General features: G+C 36.4%; 21 protein-coding genes. 13 read left to right on the forward strand and 8 right to left on the reverse strand.

What is annotated here, in order from left to right; genetic code table 11:
• Window positions 1-232: IS3 family transposase (locus C568_RS0111420; RefSeq protein ID WP_018781582.1), on the forward strand; the 232-nt coding region annotated here is incomplete at its 5' end.
• Between the two features lie 67 nt (window positions 233-299).
• Here the strand turns inward: C568_RS0111420 and C568_RS0111425 are convergent.
• The 5 genes from C568_RS0111425 to rpsD all read right to left on the reverse strand — a co-directional run bounded on the left by C568_RS0111425 (window position 300) and on the right by rpsD (window position 5,049).
• Window positions 300-521 carry a bacteriocin immunity protein gene (locus C568_RS0111425; protein ID WP_018781583.1) on the reverse strand — a complete coding sequence of 74 codons (222 nt, stop codon included), beginning with the start codon at window positions 519-521 and terminating at the stop codon, window positions 300-302.
• Between the two features lie 22 nt (window positions 522-543).
• Complete coding sequence (locus tag C568_RS0111430) at window positions 544-2,220, reverse strand: T7SS effector LXG polymorphic toxin (protein WP_018781584.1); 1,677 nt, start codon at window positions 2,218-2,220, stop codon at window positions 544-546.
• Between the two features lie 311 nt (window positions 2,221-2,531).
• The gene (locus C568_RS0111435; protein ID WP_018781585.1) at window positions 2,532-3,362 is read right to left on the reverse strand and encodes a hypothetical protein; all 831 of its coding nucleotides are present in this window, start codon (window positions 3,360-3,362) and stop codon (window positions 2,532-2,534) included.
• A gap of 447 nt (window positions 3,363-3,809) precedes the next feature.
• Window positions 3,810-4,238, reverse strand: coding sequence for a GNAT family N-acetyltransferase (locus C568_RS0111445; RefSeq protein ID WP_018781587.1), 429 nt, complete (start codon window positions 4,236-4,238; stop codon window positions 3,810-3,812).
• A gap of 208 nt (window positions 4,239-4,446) precedes the next feature.
• Window positions 4,447-5,049: a 30S ribosomal protein S4 gene (rpsD, locus tag C568_RS0111450; RefSeq protein WP_003201150.1), complete on the reverse strand. Its 603-nt coding sequence runs from the start codon at window positions 5,047-5,049 to the stop codon at window positions 4,447-4,449.
• Window positions 5,050-5,401: 352 nt separating this feature from the next.
• On the opposite strand from rpsD, the gene megL reads away from it, so the two are divergent.
• Complete coding sequence (megL, locus tag C568_RS0111455; protein ID WP_018764507.1) at window positions 5,402-6,592, forward strand: methionine gamma-lyase; 1,191 nt, start codon at window positions 5,402-5,404, stop codon at window positions 6,590-6,592.
• Between the two features lie 43 nt (window positions 6,593-6,635).
• Here the strand turns inward: megL and C568_RS0111460 are convergent, their stop codons facing one another.
• Window positions 6,636-7,115, reverse strand: coding sequence for a GAF domain-containing protein (locus C568_RS0111460; RefSeq protein WP_018781588.1), 480 nt, complete (start codon window positions 7,113-7,115; stop codon window positions 6,636-6,638).
• Window positions 7,116-7,264: 149 nt separating this feature from the next.
• Here C568_RS0111460 and refZ point away from each other — a divergent pair, with 149 nt between their 5' ends.
• On the forward strand, window positions 7,265-7,903 hold the full coding sequence (gene refZ / locus C568_RS0111465; RefSeq protein ID WP_018781589.1) for a forespore capture DNA-binding protein RefZ: 639 nt from the start codon (window positions 7,265-7,267) through the stop codon (window positions 7,901-7,903).
• Between the two features lie 46 nt (window positions 7,904-7,949).
• On the opposite strand, the gene C568_RS0111470 is transcribed toward refZ, so the two are convergent.
• Window positions 7,950-8,894: a DMT family transporter gene (locus C568_RS0111470; protein WP_018781590.1), complete on the reverse strand. Its 945-nt coding sequence runs from the start codon at window positions 8,892-8,894 to the stop codon at window positions 7,950-7,952.
• 141 nt (window positions 8,895-9,035) lie between these two features.
• Here C568_RS0111470 and C568_RS0111475 point away from each other — a divergent pair, with 141 nt between their 5' ends.
• The 8 genes from C568_RS0111475 to C568_RS0111515 all read left to right on the forward strand — a co-directional run bounded on the left by C568_RS0111475 (window position 9,036) and on the right by C568_RS0111515 (window position 18,603).
• Entirely contained in the window at window positions 9,036-9,866 is an 831-nt protein-coding gene (locus C568_RS0111475) for a LysR family transcriptional regulator (RefSeq protein ID WP_018781591.1), read from the forward strand.
• Between the two features lie 243 nt (window positions 9,867-10,109).
• On the forward strand, window positions 10,110-11,819 hold the full coding sequence (ezrA, locus tag C568_RS0111485) for a septation ring formation regulator EzrA (RefSeq protein WP_018781592.1): 1,710 nt from the start codon (window positions 10,110-10,112) through the stop codon (window positions 11,817-11,819).
• Window positions 11,820-12,029: 210 nt separating this feature from the next.
• Window positions 12,030-13,172, forward strand: coding sequence for a cysteine desulfurase family protein (locus C568_RS0111490; protein ID WP_018781593.1), 1,143 nt, complete (start codon window positions 12,030-12,032; stop codon window positions 13,170-13,172).
• A gap of 6 nt (window positions 13,173-13,178) precedes the next feature.
• On the forward strand, window positions 13,179-14,390 hold the full coding sequence (gene thiI / locus C568_RS0111495) for a tRNA uracil 4-sulfurtransferase ThiI (protein WP_006096130.1): 1,212 nt from the start codon (window positions 13,179-13,181) through the stop codon (window positions 14,388-14,390).
• Window positions 14,391-14,469: 79 nt separating this feature from the next.
• On the forward strand, window positions 14,470-14,664 hold the full coding sequence (locus tag C568_RS0111500) for a small, acid-soluble spore protein, alpha/beta type (RefSeq protein WP_000168892.1): 195 nt from the start codon (window positions 14,470-14,472) through the stop codon (window positions 14,662-14,664).
• 152 nt (window positions 14,665-14,816) lie between these two features.
• On the forward strand, window positions 14,817-16,403 hold the full coding sequence (gene mbcS / locus C568_RS0111505) for an acyl-CoA synthetase MbcS (protein ID WP_018781594.1): 1,587 nt from the start codon (window positions 14,817-14,819) through the stop codon (window positions 16,401-16,403).
• Between the two features lie 119 nt (window positions 16,404-16,522).
• Window positions 16,523-16,954 carry a VOC family protein gene (locus tag C568_RS0111510; RefSeq protein ID WP_018781595.1) on the forward strand — a complete coding sequence of 144 codons (432 nt, stop codon included), beginning with the start codon at window positions 16,523-16,525 and terminating at the stop codon, window positions 16,952-16,954.
• Window positions 16,955-17,040: 86 nt separating this feature from the next.
• Window positions 17,041-18,603 carry an amidohydrolase gene (locus C568_RS0111515; protein WP_018781596.1) on the forward strand — a complete coding sequence of 521 codons (1,563 nt, stop codon included), beginning with the start codon at window positions 17,041-17,043 and terminating at the stop codon, window positions 18,601-18,603.
• A 97-nt stretch (window positions 18,604-18,700) separates the two neighbouring features.
• On the opposite strand, the gene C568_RS0111520 is transcribed toward C568_RS0111515, so the two are convergent.
• The gene (locus C568_RS0111520) at window positions 18,701-19,504 is read right to left on the reverse strand and encodes an NAD kinase (protein ID WP_018781597.1); all 804 of its coding nucleotides are present in this window, start codon (window positions 19,502-19,504) and stop codon (window positions 18,701-18,703) included.
• 194 nt (window positions 19,505-19,698) lie between these two features.
• On the opposite strand from C568_RS0111520, the gene C568_RS0111525 reads away from it, so the two are divergent.
• Together C568_RS0111525 and ytfJ are read left to right on the forward strand one after the other, a co-directional pair.
• Entirely contained in the window at window positions 19,699-20,337 is a 639-nt protein-coding gene (locus C568_RS0111525; protein ID WP_006096134.1) for a DUF2953 domain-containing protein, read from the forward strand.
• A gap of 9 nt (window positions 20,338-20,346) precedes the next feature.
• Window positions 20,347-20,742 (forward strand): GerW family sporulation protein, encoded by a 396-nt coding sequence (gene ytfJ, locus C568_RS0111530; RefSeq protein WP_018781598.1) that lies wholly within the window; start codon window positions 20,347-20,349, stop codon window positions 20,740-20,742.
• The last annotated feature ends 38 nt before the right edge of the window (window positions 20,743-20,780 follow it).

Raw genomic sequence — 20,780 nt, forward strand, 5'->3', positions numbered from 1 at the left:
CATTACACAAAGTATGTCTCGTAAAGGAAACTGTTACGATAACGCAGTGATTGAAAACTTCTTTGGCATCATGAAGTCAGAATTTCTGTATCGAAAAGAATTTAAGAGTATAGAACATTTTAAGAAAGAACTAGCAAAATATATAAAGTACTATAATCATAAAAGAATTAAGGCAAAACTAAAAGGCATGAGCCCGGTACAATACCGGACCCATGCCCAAAAGGTTTCCTAATGAAATAACCTGTCTAACTTTATGGGGTCACTTCAAGGTGGGCGGCTTGTACTTTAATATTTTATTTTTATTTTTCTTCTTCTTCTTTGTAATTCAACGCAATCTCTACTATTTCTTTTGGTGTTAAATCCCTAAAATCCCAAAAGATTATATCACTTGGAGCGGGATGAGGCACACCACTATTATTAAATTGGTTTACATATTCATTAAGTTCTTCTTCTGGTAATTTAGGGTTACAAATCTTCGTTACAAGTTCAATAAGTTCTTCTTTCGTCATTTTGAGTGTCATACTAACCATCCTTTCATAATTATTAACCTTTTTTACCGAAATGATATGAACGATCTAAAATATTTTGATGCATATTAGGAGAAACAATTATTAAGTTATCGAGATTGTACACATCTCCACCCTGGTGAATTGGTTGTTTATGGTGCAAAATATATTGATTATGCTGACCATACTTCTCAGATAATGGAGCGAATGGAGCTTTACCCTCTTTCATAAGGTTTATATTTCTTTGGTTAAACTCTTTCGCATAGTTTGAATCAGCAACTGTTTTCCAAAACTCTCCTCTAAATTCATCAAACGATTTGAATTCTTTCCCAACTAACTTATCACGTACTTCTTTTGGAATAACACCAATAGAACCACCATTATACATTAATTTCTTTTGAGTCCCTAAGCTTCGTTCAAGATTAAAACTTGAAGTTACTGTTCCTGGGGAATTTCTTTTTTGGGCACTTGAAGTCGTAGTCTTTGCAAAATTATAATAGGCTTGCTTCAATTCGCTTTGAGGTATCTTGGTTATGATATTTCCACCAGAGAAAGCAAAAGAAACATCTTTCTTAAAAGATTGTAAAATCTCAGATGCTTGCTTCAATTCTTTTACTAGCGTTACGCCTTTAGCGAATGTACTTGCTCCACCTGCTCCTTTTATTCCTTTTGTGACCAGGCTTGCTTTACCTAGTCCCTTATCAGCAATTAGACCAATAGCTATTTGTGTTAATCCATAAGTAGTCCATTGTGTAAGGCTCTCTGCATCTCCATCTATTATATCCCGTTTCATAGTACTTGAAAATGCATGCCACATATTTTGTGCCGTTTCTTCCAAATGTAAAATTGTATATGTAACATTAATAAAAGTTTCTAAGTCCATATTCATATTACTTAAAGTTTCCATGGACTTGATTTCATCTTCAACAGCTTTCCCTGTTCCGATTACAGTACCATTCCACATCTTTTTTACTGTTTCAAACATTTTAACTACATCGTCTACCTTATCGTCCCAAGCCTTTCTAATCGGAGATTTTTCTTCTAGCCTACCGCACATTTCTCCATCTTTAATTGAATTATCAGCCTGACGCTTCCTATCTTCTGTAATCTCTTGAATAGAAGTCGTCCATTCCATATTCAATCCTTGTGTACTAAATGTACCACTTGCAGGACTAAAACCTTTCCCACTTTGGACTTCCGCCAAACCCATCGCAATGCTAGCGGCTAATTGAATTGCTGTACTATAGTTATTACTAGATGTTTGATTAAACTGATACAAATGATCTAACTTTTCTTGCAGTTTTTTTCTCATGACAGTAAAAAGATTCGCCATAGCGTCCATACTTGGTATTGGCATGGTTTGAGTGATGGCTTCCATACTTGCTTTCATTCGGTCAATTTCTTTAATTTGTTCTAGTAACTCTTGTTCAATGACATCAGTTGAAGCTACCTTGGATTCAAATTGACTTGGAAAGGCATCATTCTGAAGGATTAATTCTTCACATAAGTAAACGATTCCTTGTGCTAAAGGACGAAAGGTTTGTACAAAAAATGATTTTGCACTGCTATATGTTTGTCCTTGTAAAACAGTGTCAACTGCAAAAGCGTCAATCGACTGAATGGCTTGTTCCATACCTTGAATGGTAGCGGTACATACAGCATTCATACTTTGTGTTTGGGTATGTACTTCTCCTAGATACATGTTTAAACTCATGAATTTTCCTCCTCAATAAGTAAATCATACCAATTTAAGGAGATAACTGTAAATATTACATTGTAATGAATTTATTAGAGGTATTAAAATACCTCTAAGCGAACTTATCCATATTCAAAATTAAAGGACGAGTTTTATAACTGATATCACACCAATGTTACAGATGTACATGAAAATACAAAATCAAGAACTACTTGCATCTTAATAGAACATAAAAAAGCTTACTGAGATGTATGATCAGTAGGCTTTTTAACGAATAAAGATATCATAATTAAAGAAGAGGGACTAAATGTGTGCATTTGTTAGAAATGTTATATTGTTATTTTAAATATTTCTTGATCTAATGGAATATGGCTTGTTTTAAATGTATCTTCCTCATATGGAAGGTAGAATCGATAAGTATCTCCATGCATATAAATCCAAAATTTTAATTGTGTACCAAATAATCCATGGTTGATTTTATTGATGTTTTTAAATGTATGATGATGCACGTTACCTTTTAAATCTGCTACTAATAAAAATAAACTGTTTTGATTTAATCTAAAATAACGTAAAATGTGCTTTGATTCATCGAATGTTGACGTTTGGAAATTTGAATCAATATCAATTTCTTTATTCAAGGATAGGTAAAGTGCTTTATATAGTGTTTGTAATTCATATTTTATTTCTTTGGAGGATGTAGTAGTATGAATTGGTTTCAAGGTGACGCAGTATTCCTCATCATTTAAAATGTAAAGAAAATCAGGAACTAATCTTCTAGTTTCAATTGCTTTGTATTTAATGTTATGTTCATTGAAAATGTAGGTTGAAGGTAATATTTTTATTTTTTCCTCTAAACTTAGCAAATGTAATTCACCAATACCATTTAGGAAAGCTTTTTTGAGATGATCTAAATCAGCGTATTTTTGTAAGTGAAGGTGATAATTCTCTTCTTTTTTATCTGTATTAGGAGTGTGGATTTCAACTTGATAAGCTGTCTCTATAATGAATTGTGCAGATAGTTCATTTATGTTACGACAATAAATATTAGCAGCGGCGATATGAGAGTGATTAATATTTTCTTTAATTTCTTTTGATTTTGCTCCTTCTGGGTTTATAAAATCAATAACGTTTTTTAATGTATTAAGTAAAGTACTCCCCATTAAATACTCCCCCTTGACGTTTTTATATAGAATATTTTACCATGCTTAGCAGTCGAGGTGGTTAAGTTTGGAAATTAATATTTGATGTGAAAGGAAAAAACATTTAGCATTTGAAGATAATTTATTTTTTAGTATCTTTTTGTAAGAAATAAATAGAGTGTTCACTTAATTATGAGTAGATTTCCTTTTTTATTTCCACTAATATACATCAAAGTGAACTTATTCACATTTTTTATGAAAGGGTGAAATCTCTTATTGTGGAAAGGAAAGAACGTACTGTAGTAGATAATCTGTCTAGTGAAGAAACAGAATTAAGGATGGTTGAATTTTTTAGGGAGACGAAACGAAATCAAAGAAAGCAAAAAAGAGACTGTGAAAGAGGAAATAGTTTTAAATAAAAAAAGTGAACGAGTATGAAAAAATATTCGTTCACTTTTATTTTACTCTTTATAAATGTAGCTCATAATTTCCGTCAGTACTATCGGGCTTTCTAAATATTTCCTCGAATGGACCAACCTTTTTGGAGAAACCATTTTTTAATGCAAAGTGATAACCTTCTTCAGTTATAACTTCCTGTAATATTAATCGTTCGAATCCTTTTTCTTTAGCGAATGTTTTAAACCATTCAAGAATAATACTTCCCTTACCTTGATTACTTGGGGTAATGCTTATAGCAGTAATTGCCAAGTATGGATCTAGGAAAAACTCACTTCTAAGGTTAATGGTGACCTTATGTTCTTTAGAAGAAATATTTAAAGAATACTTAGAAAGACCTTCAATGAATATTACTTCATCTTGTACTAATTCTTCTAATAGCATTTTTAATTTTTGAAAGTCTTGTACATGAAGAGGGATCTCGGTGAATTTTTCTTTCAAAATAATTAACTCCTTTTACCATCTGTTTTGTGTACTTATCCATTTCTATACACACGCCAGCCTTTTTAATTGTGGCCCCAAACTGGCCCCAATTACATTCTTTTTTATGCCTTATTTTGCATTATTAAATAAAATAAAAAAAGCCCAGAAACCTTGATTTAACAAGATTTCTAAGACTTTTAATACTACTCTTTGCAGAGCATCGAGATTAACGAGAGTAGAACTCTACGATTAACGCTTCGTTGATTTCAGCAGCTAATTCAGCGCGCTCTGGTAAGCGAGTGAAAGTAGCTTCTAATTTATCAGCATCGAAAGTTAAGTATTCTGGTACGAAGTTGTTAACTTCGATCGCTTCTTTAACAACAACAAGGTTGTTAGATTTTTCGCGAACGCTGATAGTTTGACCAGGTTTTACACGGTAAGATGGGATGTCTACGCGAGCACCATCAACCATGATGTGACCGTGGTTTACTAATTGGCGAGCTGCACGACGAGTGCGAGCTAAGCCCATGCGGTAAACTAGGTTGTCAAGACGAGCTTCAAGAAGGATCATGAAGTTTTCGCCGTGTTTACCTGGCATTTTACCTGCTTGGTCAAATGTGCGACGGAATTGACGCTCAGTCATGCCGTACATGTGACGAAGTTTTTGTTTCTCTTGTAATTGTAAACCGTATTCTGAAAGTTTCTTACGTTGGTTAGGACCGTGAGGACCTGGTGCGTAAGGGCGTTTTTCTAATTCTTTACCTGTGCCGCTTAGAGAGATTCCAAGACGACGAGACAGTTTCCAAGCTGGACCTGTATAACGAGCCATAGTTGACTCCTCCTTTAAGTGTTTTTATTTTCGTAAAATAAAAACAGACGTAATCGACATTTATGCGCATTTTGTTTTCATGTACCTTCGCTCCAGCAGCAGGGAGTTACGAGATACACCTCAAACGTGAGGAACAAAATACAAACGATAAACTCACATCACAAGGCTGCCTTTTTATTTTACACAAACGCTATTATATCTTTTGAATCTTATTTCGTCAAGTGAGTTCGTATTTTGTTTTATACATGTAAAGTTTGGAAATTACAAGAAGGAATTTAAAACAACATGAAAGAAAGGATAGCAACAGATAGAAAACGCTTACATAAAATAGAACCATAAGGGGGATGTTTGTATGAAAAAGAAACAGATAGAAACAGCGCTGATTCATCACGGGTATGATTCCAAGATGCATAAAGGGAGTTTAACGCCACCGCTATTTCAAACTTCAACGTATACATTTGAAACAGCGCAGCAAGGAGAAGCAAGTTTCGCTGGGCAGGACCCATCTTACATTTATTCAAGACTTGGAAATCCGACTGTGGAATTGTTTGAGGAGCGTATGGCTGTTTTAGAAGGAGGAGAATCGGCGTTAGCGTTCGGTTCTGGAATGGCCGCAATCTCGGCGACACTTCTCGCATTTTTACGTGCTGGAGATCATATCATTTGTTCAAACGGTTTGTATGGATGTACGTACGGTTTTTTAGAAGTGTTAGAAGAGAAGTTTATGATTACACATTCATTATGTGATATGGAAACAGAAGAAGAGATTCAGGCAAGTATGCGTCCAAATACAAAGTTGATATTTGTTGAAACGCCCATTAATCCGACAATGAAGCTCATCGACTTAGAAAAGGTTATTAAAGTGGCAAAACAAAATGAACTGCTTGTCATTGTCGATAATACATTTTGCTCGCCTTATTTACAAACGCCTCTTACACTCGGCTGTGATGTTGTTCTTCATAGTGCTACAAAATATATTGGCGGTCACGGTGATGTTGTTGCTGGTGTGACGGTTTGTAAAACGAAGGAGCTAACTGAACAAATTCGGCCGATTCGAAAAGATATTGGCGGAATTATGGCGCCTTTTGATGCATGGCTTTTGCTGCGTGGTTTAAAGACGTTAGCTGTACGAATGGACCGGCACTGTGATAATGCGGAAAAAGTCGTGGCCTTTTTGAAAAATCACGAAAGTGTTGAGGCAGTTTGGTATCCAGAAGGAGAAATAGCATTGTCTCAAATGAAGCGCGGAGGCGGTGTGATTTCATTTACGATTAAAGGTGGAAAAGAAGAAGCACAGGCATTCATGAATGAATTGCAATTTATTACAATTGCGGTGAGTCTTGGTGACACAGAGACGCTAGTGCAACATCCAGCAACGATGACGCACGCTGTCATTCCAGCGGCAGTACGCCATGAAATGGGCATTTCTGATAATTTAATACGCTTATCTGTTGGATTAGAATCATGGGAGGATATTGTCTCGGATTTAGCGTACGCGTTCCAGAAGCAATCGAATGCATTTTCTCATGTGAATGGGGAATGAAAAAAATGAGCCATCGATTTACTAAATAGATGGCTCGCATCTTTTACATATGTTTTAGGAGCGTTTCCACAAACTTCTCTAAGTAGTGCTGATCCACTTCATCGAAACGATTTTTTTCAGGACTATCAATATCGAGTACACCGATGACGGTGCCTTCTTTTATAATCGGTACAACAATTTCGGAATTAGAAGCGCTGTCACAAGCGATATGCCCTGGAAATTGATGAACATCTGCAACAAGTTGTGTTGTTTTTGTTTCAGCTGCTACGCCGCAAACACCGCGTCCAAATGGAATACGAACGCACGCAGGCATTCCTTGAAATGGCCCGAGTACAAGTTGATTTCCTTCTGTCACATAAAAGCCAACCCAGTTAATACGCTCTAAAAATTGGTTTAAAAGAGCAGAAGCATTTGCTAAATTTGCGACCACATTTGATTCACCCGTTAACAATGCATTAAGTTGTTTGATTACTGTTTCATATTGCTGCTCACGTGATCCTGCATAACTTTCTTTTGTAAACATGGAAACGGCACCCTTTCTATCGAGAAATGTAAAATCATAGCAAAATACGCTGTATTTCATATGACTTTGTCGATAGAAAATTAAAGGAATTTGTCTTAAAAGTCAAGAAATTTACATTATAGCTGTTCAGGGTGAGAGGAAGTGAGCGCATGAAGCAGACGAAACAAAAGGTAATTGATGCGGCAATTTCATTGTTTTATACGAAAGGGTACGATGGAACATCGGTGCGAGATATTGCAAAGCGGGCGGATGTGAATGTGGCTAATATTTCATATTATTTTGCTGGAAAGCAAGGTTTATTAGAACAGCTTATAACTGATTTTTTGGAAGGATATGTCGGGGTAATTGAAAGGTCATTTGAACAAAGAGAGTATTTGCCAGCTAAAGAAGTGATGAATCAAATTGTACGAGGAATTTTACGCTATCAGTTTGAGCATAGGGAACTTACTCGGTTTTTTTACCGAGAGCTTTCAATTGATACAACGTTGATCCGGGAAGTGATGACTGTTTATTTTTCTAAAGAAAGATATTATATAGAGCAAATCATTAAGCAGGGGCAAGTGCAGCAAGAGTTTCAAAAGGTGTCTTTTACAATGTTTATGACACAATTAAAGGGCATGATAAACATGCCGTATTTATATCCACAATATATATCGGAGGTACTGCATTCGTTTCCATCAGAAACATTCTTTTTGGAAATGTATACGAAAGAAGTAGAGCAATGGATGGAACAAATATTATGTTTAACGCATATGTATTATCCGTTACCGAGAGCAGTCCATATGTAAAATACCCCCGCCATATTTTAGGTGGGGATATTTTTTGGCGTGTTTTTCAAGAAGTGATTTCTTCTTGGATACGCTCTTGCTTTCGTTGCCATAAGTTGTTGCATAGTAAAGCGATAATGGTAATCATCGCTCCAATTACTTCAATTTCTTCAATTTTATAGCCTCGAAAAATCGATCCGATAAGTGCCAGTACAGGAACTAAATTCATAAATAAAATACCGTTAATGGATGAAATATATCGATTGCCCATATTCCAACAAAAGACGGCGATAACTCCTGCGATAATCGACATATAAAATAGCTCAAAGCGAACTGTGACGATTGTATGGAGAGGCGGTACAGAAATCAAGTTTGTATACGTTAGCAAAGCCACAATAAGGACGAGTGAAATGGATCCGAATAAGCAAGTAAGTGCTGTATATCGAAGCGGTGACCAATTTTGAAAACGGGAACCACCATTTGTATAAATGACCCAACACATCACGCCGCATAACATAAATAGATTTGTGGAGACATGACTAGCGGCTCCAAATAATAGGTGAATATTACCTTTTGAAATGACAAGCATAACACCGATAAGTGCACAAAGCATACAAAGAAATGTATAGTTTTGTGGTTTTTTATTTTTTAAGATCCATTGTAATAGTAAAGCAAGCAGCGGCATAAGAGATTGAATCATGGCTGCATGAATAGCCCCTGAAGGTCCTGCTAATTGCTGTCCATAGAAAACAAGAAATCCGTATCCGGCAAAACCGACTGTACCATAAAATAACAAACGGAGAGCTTGTTTTTCTAAGTGAAAAGCGACTTTTCCTTCAATCATGAAGAGAAGAACAGTAAAAATAATAGCTGCGGATCCATAGCGGATTGTTGTGAAAAAGAATGGATCTATAAACTGCAGAGCGCTGGCCATAACAGGAAACATAAATCCCCAAGCTGTTACGGCAAGTAAGCATAAAAGGGACCCAAGTAGCATTTGTTTTTTACTCACGAGTATCTTTCTCCTTTTTATTCCGATATTATAGTAAGTTCATAAAAATAAGCATGAGATGAGTATAGCGCTCGCTTTCTATGGATAGGAAATATTGATTTTTTATAGCGGTTATAACTTTTGGTTAGAGGTGTGTATCATATGGATTTTGAAGCAGTACAATCGTTTATTGAGGTGAAACATACAAGAAGTTTATCGAAAGCGAGTAAACTTCTGCATATTTCGCAGCCAGCCCTCAGTAAACAAATTCAAAGATTAGAGGCGGACTTAGGAGTCAAGTTATTAAAACGGTCTGCACAAGGAGTGGAATTAACAGAGGCTGGGGAGCTATTTATAAAACGGATTGAGCCAATTATAGAACAAATAAATGATGTGAAAGGAGAGTTGAAAGAGTATCAAGAGAAGAAAAAGATTTCAATTGGGGTATTGCCGAGTTTAGCTGCTCATTACATATCAAAATGCAGAGGTACATTAGAACAAATATATGAAGTAGAATGGCAAATTGAACATACGAAAGTGCTAATGGAATTATTTCGGGAGCGAAAGATTGACGCAATGTTAGTTGATTCAATCGTGGAAGGAGCAAAGCTTGTAAAAGAAGTAAGAAGAGAAAATATTGTTTGTGTTGTTTCGGATGAACATGCCTATAAAGATGAACATACGATTCAAATAAAAGATTTGCAGCATGAAAAACTTATTATTTATCCGGAAATTTGCGATATTAGAAAAATGATTATGACAATGTTCAAAGGGATAGGTGTTACGCCTACTATCGCCGTAGAAACATCCTACGCTGAGCCGATGCTTGCGATGGTTCGGGCTGGCCTGGGTATTACGTTGTTGCCAAAAATTGCAGTGGAGCAGGCAGTGCAAGATGGGATTCGTATTATACATGTGGAGCCAACGTTAACGAGAGTGGTTTATTTTATATCCCATAGAGAAGATGTATCTTTATTACAGTCTTTCCAGTAAATGTTTATAAATGCAGCGGAGTATGGAAAAAAGAAAATCGAGAAATTTTTAGAAGGAATATTACAAACGCAACAAAAGAAACAAGAAATTTTAAAAAAAACTAGGTCAAAAACACGTCATTACATGGTATGATTAGTACATTGTTAGTTGTTAAATATAGGGGATTTCCTTTTTTATACATAATGCCTTCCATTTCATAAACGGAACGGACAAAAAAAGAGATATAATAGGAGGCTATTTTACATGGATTCTATTCTGACGATCGTTATCATCGTAGTAAGCTCTATTCTAGTGCTGCTCATGATAGAGCTCGTGATAAGAAATCGTTTATATAAAGATATTGAAGCACTTGAGCAGTGGAAACAAGAAGTCAAAGATAAACCTGTTGCAGATGAATTGAAACGGGTTAAGGATTTAAATATGACTGGACAAACAGAGGAACTGTTTGGAAAGTGGCGTGAAGAATGGGATGAAATTGTTGCAAACCTTCTGCCAAAAGCTGATAAAACATTAGAAAATGCCCAAAGGTCAGCCTCACAATTTTCCTTCCGAAAAGCAAAGCGTTTGATGAGTGAATCCATTCGTGATTTAGATGAAGCGGATAACCGCATTACGGAGATTTTAAATGAGCTACAGCAATTATTAGAGAGCTATGAGAAAAATAGTTCGGAAATTGAAGGTTTACGTGATACATATCGTAGTATGAAAAAGAATGTATTGGCTCATCGTCATATGTTTGGACAATCCGAACAGAAAATTGAAGAGTTACTTGATATAGAATCAGCGAAGTTTCAAGAGTTTGACGAGACAACGGCAAACGGTGATTATTTAAAGGCACGTGATATTGTAAAAAGTTTGGAAGATGGATTGGCGAACTTAGAAATTATCGTTCATGAAATTCCTGATTTATTAGTGGAGTGTCAAGCAACATTACTGGTACAATTGGATGATTTATTACAAGGTCATGATGATATGAAAAAACAAGGGTATGTATTAAATCATTTAGAAATCCCTAAAGAAGTACGGGATATGAACAAACAACTACAAACATGTCTGATTGATTTAGAAGAGCTTCATATAACAGAAGTAAACGAGAAAATAGAAGGCTTAAAAAAGCGTTTGGATATGTTGTATGATCAATTAGAACAAGAAGTACATGCGAAGCATTATGTAGAGAAAAAGTCAGTTAGTATTTACGAAGATTTAGAGGAAATTCATGAAAAAGCAATTGAGACAAAATCCGAAACGCAATTTGTGAAACAAAGCTATCAGCTGCAAGACAAAGACATTGAATCACAAAAGTTGATTGAAAAACAAATGCATATTTTAATGAAACGCTTTGAAGTATTGCAATTACGTGTTGCAGAGCAAGATATTGCATTCTCTGTTATTCGTGAAGAACTGGAAGAGATTTATGAGCAATGTGAAACATTGAAGGTACTTCATGTAGAGTATAAAGATATGTTGCAAATGATGCGTAAAGAAGAATTTGAAGCGCGTGAGAAATTAAATGAAATGCGCAATATGATCATAGAAGCTAAACGCTTTATGCAAAAGTCTAACTTACCAGGTCTTCCAGAAAGCATTATGGAAGATTTACAAAGAGGACAAGAGGCAATGCAAGGTGTATATGAACAGTTAGAATTAAAACCACTAAATATGAATGTTGTAAATAGTATGTTAGAAGAAACATATACAATGGTAAACGGTGTATATGAAAAGACGCAGGAGTTAATTGGACAAGCGTACTTAGTAGAAAAGCTAATCCAATATGGTAATCGCTACCGTAGTCATGATGTGGATTTGGCGCAAAGCTTAGAGAATGCAGAGAGATTGTTCCGCGAATATGAATATGATGCAGCTTTAGAACAAGCAGCTTCTGTTTTGGAACAACTTGAACCTGGTGTTGTACAAAAAATTGCTGAATTTGTTGATAATGAACAAACCCCTTGATGAAAAAGGGGTTTGTTTTTTTGCACTGGATCTGTGTAAATTCTAGAGCGATATTGCTATAATGAATAGCGGAATACAGCAGTGTTTTTCGTTTCAAAATATAGAAGTATACTTCTGTATTGAAAAATGGAACCTTTGAGTATGTTTAGCGTAATTGCACGTATTTGTGATATGATTATATGATGTGACAGCGCTGAAAGGGGAAGAACGATGATCTATTTTGATAATAGTGCGACGACGAAACCATATCCAGAAGTCCTTCAATCTTACGTAACGGTTGCAGGAAAATATTTTGGGAATCCTTCTTCTATTCATTCGCTCGGGGGAGAAGCGGAGCGTTTATTAACACAATCGAGAACGATTGCAGCAGGGCTTCTTCATGTTAAGCCTTCCGAGATTATTTTCACATCGGGTGGAACGGAAGGGAATAACCTTGCGATTAAAGGAATAGCGATGAAGAATCGCTCTCGTGGTAAGCATATTATTACAACAAATATTGAACACGCGTCTGTGTTTGAAGCATATAAACAATTAGAAGGGCTCGGCTTTGATGTTACCTATTTACCTGTAAACGAACATGGTATTGTATCAGTAGAAAATGTAAAACGAGCGCTTCGTGAGGATACAATCCTTGTTTCAATGATCCATGTGAATAATGAAACAGGGGCGATTCAATCTGTTTCTGAAGTTGGTGAATTGCTAGCGAACTATCCAAAAATAAGATTCCATGTGGATCATGTACAAGGAATTGGAAAAGTACCACTTGATTTATATGCTTCTCATATTGATCTTTGTTCGATATCTGGACATAAATTTCATAGCGTAAAGGGAACAGGACTTTTATATGTACGCGATGGTGTAAGATTAGATCCGATTTTATCAGGTGGTCAGCAGGAGCTGCGTTATCGCTCGGGTACAGAGAACCTACCTGGTATTGTCGCGATGGTAAAGGCACTACGTATGACAATGGAACATATGAGAGAAAAGAGTGACCACTTACAGAAATTGCAAGCAGAACTCGTACGTTTCTTAGAGGGAATGGAAGATGTAACAATTAATACATCGCTTGCGTATGCTGCGCCGCATATTTTAAATGTATCATTCGTTGGGTTGAAACCAGAAGTAGTGGTTCATGCTCTAGAAGAACGTGACGTATATGTATCAACCAAATCAGCTTGTTCCTCAAAAGCAAATGAAGTGAGTCGTGTGTTAGTATCAATGGGAATACCGCATGCTGCCGCAGCGAGTGCGATTCGCATTAGTTTAGCACCTGAAAATACGATGGAAGAAGTAACACAATTTGAAGAAATTATAAAAGAAACATTGCCAAAATTATATGAAGTGATGAGGTAAAGAAATATGATGACATATGAATATATTTTAGTTCGTTATGGAGAAATGACGACAAAAGGAAAAAACCGTTCTAAGTTTGTAAACACGTTAAAAGATAACGTTAAATTTAAATTGAAGAAATTCCCAAATATCAAAATCGATGCAACACACGACCGCATGTACATTCAGTTAAATGGTGAAGATCATGAGGCGATTGCAGAGAGATTGAAAGATGTATTTGGTATTCATAAGTTTAACTTAGCAATGAAAGTACCGTCAGAATTAGAAGACATTAAAAAAGGAGCGCTTGCTGCTTTCTTACAAGTAAAAGGCGATGTTAAAACATTTAAAATTACAGTACACCGTTCTTATAAACACTTCCCGATGCAGACGATGGAGTTGCTTCCGGAGATTGGCGGCTATATTTTAGATAATACAGAAGACATTACAGTAGATGTTCATAATCCAGATGTAAATGTTCGTGTAGAAATTCGCAGCGGTTATAGCTATATTATGTGTGATGAGCGCATGGGAGCTGGCGGATTACCAGTTGGCGTTGGCGGAAAAGTAATGGTACTTCTTTCTGGTGGGATCGATAGCCCAGTAGCTGCTTTCTTAACAATGAAGCGCGGTGTATCAGTGGAGGCAGTTCACTTCCATAGTCCGCCATTCACAAGTGAGCGTGCGAAGCAAAAAGTAATTGATTTAGCACAAGAGTTAACAAAGTATTGTAAACGTGTGACGCTTCACCTTGTTCCGTTTACTGAAGTGCAAAAAACAATTAATAAGGAAATTCCATCTAGTTATTCTATGACAGTTATGCGCCGTATGATGATGCGTATTACAGAACGTATTGCAGAGGAGCGTAATGCACTTGCGATAACAACGGGTGAAAGTCTTGGACAAGTAGCGAGCCAAACGTTAGATAGTATGCATACGATTAATGAGGTTACAAACTATCCAGTAATTCGCCCGCTTATTACGATGGATAAACTAGAAATTATTAAAGTTGCAAATGCAATTGGAACATATGATATTTCGATTCGTCCGTATGAAGACTGCTGTACAGTATTCACACCAGCAAGTCCATCGACAAAACCGAAGCGTGAAAAAGCAAATCGCTTTGAATCAAAATATGACTTTACACCACTTATTGAAGAAGCTGTTGCTAATACAGAAAAGATGGTATTACAAACAGTAGAAGTGAGTGAAGAAGAACAATTTGAAGATCTTTTCTAAAACCATAAATTACCATCATTAGATATGTATGAAGTCCTATGGTTTATCACACTCTATACTCACAAGGAGGTGATACCATATGGCAAGCACAAACAAATTAGCAGTGTCTGGTGCTCAAGCAGCATTAGATCAAATGAAATACGAAATCGCTCAAGAGTTTGGTGTTCAACTTGGAGCTGATTCAACATCTCGCGCTAACGGATCTGTTGGTGGCGAAATTACAAAACGTCTAGTTTCACTAGCTGAACAACAATTAGGCGGTTTCCATAAATAATTCCATATATGATGGCTTAGAAGGAGCGGGTTTCTCGCTCCTTCTTTTTTATGTCGACAGATCACTAAAAAATTTGTCAAAAGAAGTAGGTTTAAAATTTACTGAAAATTCTTTATTATATAAGGGAGGCGTAGATAAAGGAGGATGAGATTATGAATAGAGAAGAATTGTTAGCACCAATGTCTTATAACTTAGTTGCGGAGATAGAAAAATATACAAATGAAAAAGAGAAGCTGGCTTTAATTTGGCAAGATGACGAAGGGAATAGACGAGAGGTTACATACCTTGAATTAATACAAGGTGCGAATAAAATTGGAAACGCTTTTATAAAGAGTGGTTTGCAAAAAGGGGATAAGCTTCTCATTATGATGCCACGCTTAATTGAGGCGTATATGACGTACATTGCGGCAATTAAAGCAGGGTTTGTGGTCATTCCAAGTTCAGAAATGCTTCGAAAAAAAGATATTGAATATCGTTTGCGGCATGGAGAAGTAAAGGCAATTGTCAGTTATGAACCGTATATCGAACAATTTGAAGATGTAGAGATGATGGAGTCCCTTCGAAAATTTGTACTGAGCGAGCAGTCAGTAGATGGTTGGATTAATTTAAAAGATGCGTTAGAAACAGAAAGTGATGAATTAGAAATCGCAAAGACAGACCGAGAAGATATGGTCTTTTTATCCTATACATCAGGGACGACAGGGAATCCAAAGGGCGTTGTACATACACACGCTTGGGCATATGCACATTTGCGTACAAGCGCTCCGAATTGGCTTGGAATAGAGGAGAATGATGTTGTATGGGCAACAGCAAGTCCAGGATGGCAAAAATGGATTTGGAGCCCGTTTTTAGCAACACTCGGTTCAGGCGCAACAGGATTTGTATATCACGGTAAATTCGAACCGAAAACATATTTGCAATTATTAGATGATAATAAAGTGAATGTGCTTTGCTGTACGCCGACAGAATATCGTTTAATGGCAAAAGTAGAGAACTTACAGCAATATAATTTAACAGCTTTACATAGTGCTGTATCTGCAGGAGAGCCACTGAACCGAGAGGTAATAGAAACATTTCAAAATCATTTTAACGTTACAGTCAGGGATGGGTATGGACAAACAGAAAATACGTTGCTCGTTGGCGTTATGAAAGGAATGGAAATTAAGCCAGGATCAATGGGAAAACCGACGCCAGGTAATCATGTAGATATTGTAAATGAAGAAGGACAACCTGTATCTGTAGGAGAAGTCGGTGATATTGCTGTTCATATTGAAACGCCAGCACTTTTTAAACAATATTATAAAGATGATGAGCGGACAGCAATGCAATTTCGCGGTGATTATTATATTACAGGTGATAAAGCGAAAAAAGACGAAGAAGGCTATTTTTGGTTCGAGGGGCGCGGGGATGATATTATCATTAGCTCTGGCTATACAATTGGACCATTTGAAGTTGAAGATGCACTTGTGAAACATCCGTATGTAAGAGAGTGTGCTGTTGTGGCAAGTCCAGATGAAATTCGCGGAAGTGTCGTAAAGGCATTTATCGTTTTAAGAGAAAATGTACAAGAAAAAGAAGACACACTGATTCCTTTACTTCAAGAACATGTTAAAGAATTAACAGCACCATATAAATACCCTCGCAAAATTGAATTTATAGACGAACTACCAAAAACAATTTCCGGAAAAATTAGACGCGTCGAACTTAGAAAACAAGAAATGGGATTAGGGATAAAGTAAGAAAAAATGAAATTAGATTGTTGCAAGTACATGTAAGATTATGATATTATTTATAGGAACGTACGTTCTATTTATGGTGTGAAATGACTACTAAAAAATTGGAAAAAGAGGTGCCTTTTATGATTTTAGGTATTAATCCGTATTTAGTTTTGGATGGTAATGGACAAGAAGCAGTAAAGTTTTATGAGCATGCATTGGATGCAAAAGTTGAAGTCATTCAGACTTTTGGAGAAATGCCTGAAAATCCAGAATTCACTGTTCCAGATGAAGTGAAAGACCGCGTTTTACATGCACATTTAAAAGTCGGTAATACGGACCTTATGATTTCTGATACATTCCCAGGACAACCGTACCAAATTGGATCACAAGTAACTGTAGCTATTAGAATAAGTGATGCAGAAAAAGCAAAAGAAGTATTTGAGAAATTACAAGATGGCGGTCAAGTAATCATGCCAATCCAAGAAACTTTCTGGAGCCCAGCGTATGGGCAAGTAAAAGATAAATTTAATGTAGAATGGCAAGTTTCAACAGTTCCAGCTGATCATAATTAATTTTTGGAAAAGCACCATGTTACGTAAAGTGGTGCTTTTTTTCTACGTTTTAATTTCGTAGACTAAAAAGAAAAGGGGATGAGAAGATGGGAGAGATTTGGCACGGCGGAAATATTTACACGATGAAGGAAGAGAATGAGAAAGTAGAAGCTGTTTATATAGAAGATGGGATGATTATAGGTGTAGGGGATAAAAAGGGCTTAGAGAGTCGTTATCAGCCTGAGAAGATACACAATTTAGAAGGAAGAACGCTGATACCAGGTCTTGTTGATAGCCATATGCATCTTATTGGGCATGGAGAACGACTGCTCCGTTTAGACTTATCCGCTTGTACGTCTTATAAGGAAATGATTGAGCTTGTAGCTGAACGAGTGAAAGAAACAAGATTAGGTACATGGATTATTGGCGAAGGCTGGAATGAAAATAATTTCACAGATACCAAAAGCGTCCACGTTCGTGATTTAGATGCCATTTCTAAGGAGCATCCCATTTTATTAAAGCGTGTTTGTCGTCATGTGACATGGGTGAATTCTTACATACTCGAAAAAGCAAATATAACAGCGGAAACGTCAGACCCAAAAGGTGGAAAGATTGGGCGTGGAGTATCCGGAGAACTAACAGGCCTGTTGTATGAACAAGCGCAAGAATTAATTAAGCATGTCCAGCCGGAAATTGATGAAGCTTATTTGCAAAGAGCGCTACAAACAGCCATTCAAGATTGCTGGAAATATGGATTAGTAGGTGGGCATACAGAAGACTTAAATTATTACGGTGGTTTTCAAAAAACGTATAATGCATTTTTACACGTAATAAAGGAAATGCCTTTTAAAGCACATTTACTCGTTCATCATGAAGTGGCAGATGAACGAAAAGAATATGAAAATGAGCATTATATTGAATTTGGAGCGATGAAGATTTTTTCTGATGGTTCTTTTGGCGGACGAACAGCACTATTAAGCGAGCCATATGAAGATGCGAAGGAAACAAATGGAGTAGCTATTTTTTCTCGTGAAGAGCTCGCGGGATTAGTGAAGAAAGCACGTAATTTACGGATGCCAGTTGCGATTCATACAATCGGTGATTTATCCCTTGAATATGTAATTGATGCACTGGAGTTATATCCTCCGGCAGAGGGACTGCGTGATCGTATTATTCATTGTCAGCTTGCTCGTGAAGAGTTAATACAGCGGATGAAGCATTTGCAAGCTATTATTGATATTCAGCCTGTATTTGTCTCATCTGATTTTCCCTCAGTCATTGAAAAGTTAGGGGAGCATCGTCTTCAGTATGCCTATGCATGGAAAACATTACTCGGCGTGGGATTACATTGTTGCGGTGGATCAGACGCGCCAATTGAACAAGTAAATCCGTTTTCAGGAATCTATAGTGCAGTCACGCGGCGAAGTTTTATTGATGGAACATGTTACATACCTGAAGAGAGATTAACGGTATATGAAGCAGTTTCCTTATTTACGGCTGGAAGTGCTTATGCGATTGGTAAGGAAAATAAGCGTGGTAAAATTGTTAAAGGATATGAAGCAGATTTTACTATCATGGACCGTGACATATTTGAAGTTGAAGCAGAGGAAATAAAGGATATTCAAGTTAATGTAACTATAATAGATGGTCGAATTGTATATCAGAAATAATATTGGTGTTTCGACACAAGATATGAATGTTTCTGCAAAAAAACGACATGTGAATCATGAAAAAAGAGTGCTGGGAAACCTCTCAGCACTCTTTTTTCTATAAAAACGTTCTCTGTACTTTTTCCCAGAACGAATTATTTTTAAGTTTTACTGTTTTAATTTGTTTATCACTTAAGCGAACAACTGCTTTTTCAACTTGTTTAATGCTAAGCGCTTCGTTATCCATTCCCATAACAGGATAATCATTACCGTCCGGAGTAAGCTTTAATGTTAATGTTCGTTCATGATTTAAGATGAACGGTGATCCAAGTGTACGGTATGTGTTGTTATTTAAAGAAGCAAGTTCGCTTATTTGGAAGCATGGAATTAATGGGTCAACAACTGCACCATGCAATGACTTATTATAAGCTGTACTTCCTGTCGGTGTAGAAATAACTAGACCGTCTCCTCTAAATGTCTCGAAATATAAATCATCAACATGCACATCCACTACAAATGTTTTAATGATACTAGAGCGTAAAGAAAACTCATTTAAACAATGGAAAGATGTATCTTGATCAACATCTATTTGGATTGTTGGATATTTTCGCACTTCAATTTCATTTTGTGTAATTTCTTGAAGGGCTGTATCGACATGGTCAATATGGAAATCACAGTAGAAAGAAATTTCATCTTTCGTAGAAACTCCTGCATATAAGCAATCTTCCCTGAAGCCTGTTTTACGAACGGCTTGTAAGAAGGTGCCGTCATCTCCAACACTGACGATAGCGTTTGCATTTTTTGGATGATCTAATATGGTAAATCCATTGTCCTCTAAAATACGATATATTGGCTTCATTTTTTCGACAAGCGTAGCTTTGTCATCACCATAAAAGAAAAATAAATTGCGACGATCTGCCATTGTGTATCCCTCCATTGCAGTCAAATTTAGCGTTGTGCTCCATTAGAAAAAATTCTGATGGTATGCTCAAATAATATATTTCGATATAAAATGTCAAAATCCCTCTTTATTTTTAGAAAAATTCCTATATTCAATTTCATTGCGGATTGTTTAATCCTGTTTGAACCTGTCGATAATGGATATGGAGTGAAAGGATGGTACGTATGAAATGGCTTGTAATTGGAATTGGCATTTTTCTCTTGCTCATTTTATTTATACTATTGTCGAAACTATCGCTTAAAGTGACGTTTTTATATTCAGAAATGGAGAAACAATGTTTATTTCAAGTGAAAATATGGATGATTGGATATACATTTGATGTGCTGGAAAGAATTGAAAAACAGCAAAAAAAGACTGGACAAAAAATCGAAAAGGCAGAGAAAGATGGGGGTATGGAAAATAAAATCATGGCGCAGCTTGATAGCATCGGGGAACTGATAAAAAAGCTTCAAGAGATCCATACTATTATTAAAGGTTTTCTTAAAAAAGTGAAAATCAATAGCTGGAAATGGCATTCGCAAATTGGAACGGGTGATGCAGCTAGTACCGGAATTGTCACTGGATATGCATGGGGGATAAAAGGAATGGCAGCCGGGGTCTTGGGACAATATACGCATGTTATTGATATACCGGAATTTGAGATTACACCTGTGTTTCAAGGGAAGGGATTTGCATCGAAAGGTGAATTAACAGCCTCCTTTCGTATATATCGTGCCATAACAACAGGAGTGAAATTACTCTTGTTTATGAGAAAACAAAGATCTGGTATAACAGAAAAATCTGTACAAGCATAGGGGGATAAAATGGACCATCCAATTCAAGGTTTAATGACAACTGCAATGCAGCATTTAAAACAAATGACTGATGTAAATACAATTATTGGCGACCCAATTAAAGCAGCTGACGGAAGCGTCATTTTAACAGTTTCTAAAGTAAGTTTTGGGTTTGCTGCTGGTGGGAGCGAATTTGGAAAAATAGAGAGCTCTGGTCGTCATCCATTTGGAGGGGGGAGTGGTGGCGGTGTTTCAATTAACCCTGTCGCTTTTCTCGTTATAAATGGACAAGGCGTAAAAGTGTTACATTTAGATAAACAGACACATGTGATTGATAAGATCATTGAGTTAGCACCACAAGCTGTTGATAAAGTGAAGGAAATGATGGAGAAGCGAAAAGGCGATGAACCAGAATTTGAAATTTAACAGCGAAAAGAAGCTAATCGATTGATTAGCTTCTTTAT

This window comes from Bacillus sp. 95MFCvi2.1 (assembly GCF_000374965.1).
GTDB classification, from domain to species: domain Bacteria; phylum Bacillota; class Bacilli; order Bacillales; family Bacillaceae_G; genus Bacillus_A; species Bacillus_A pseudomycoides.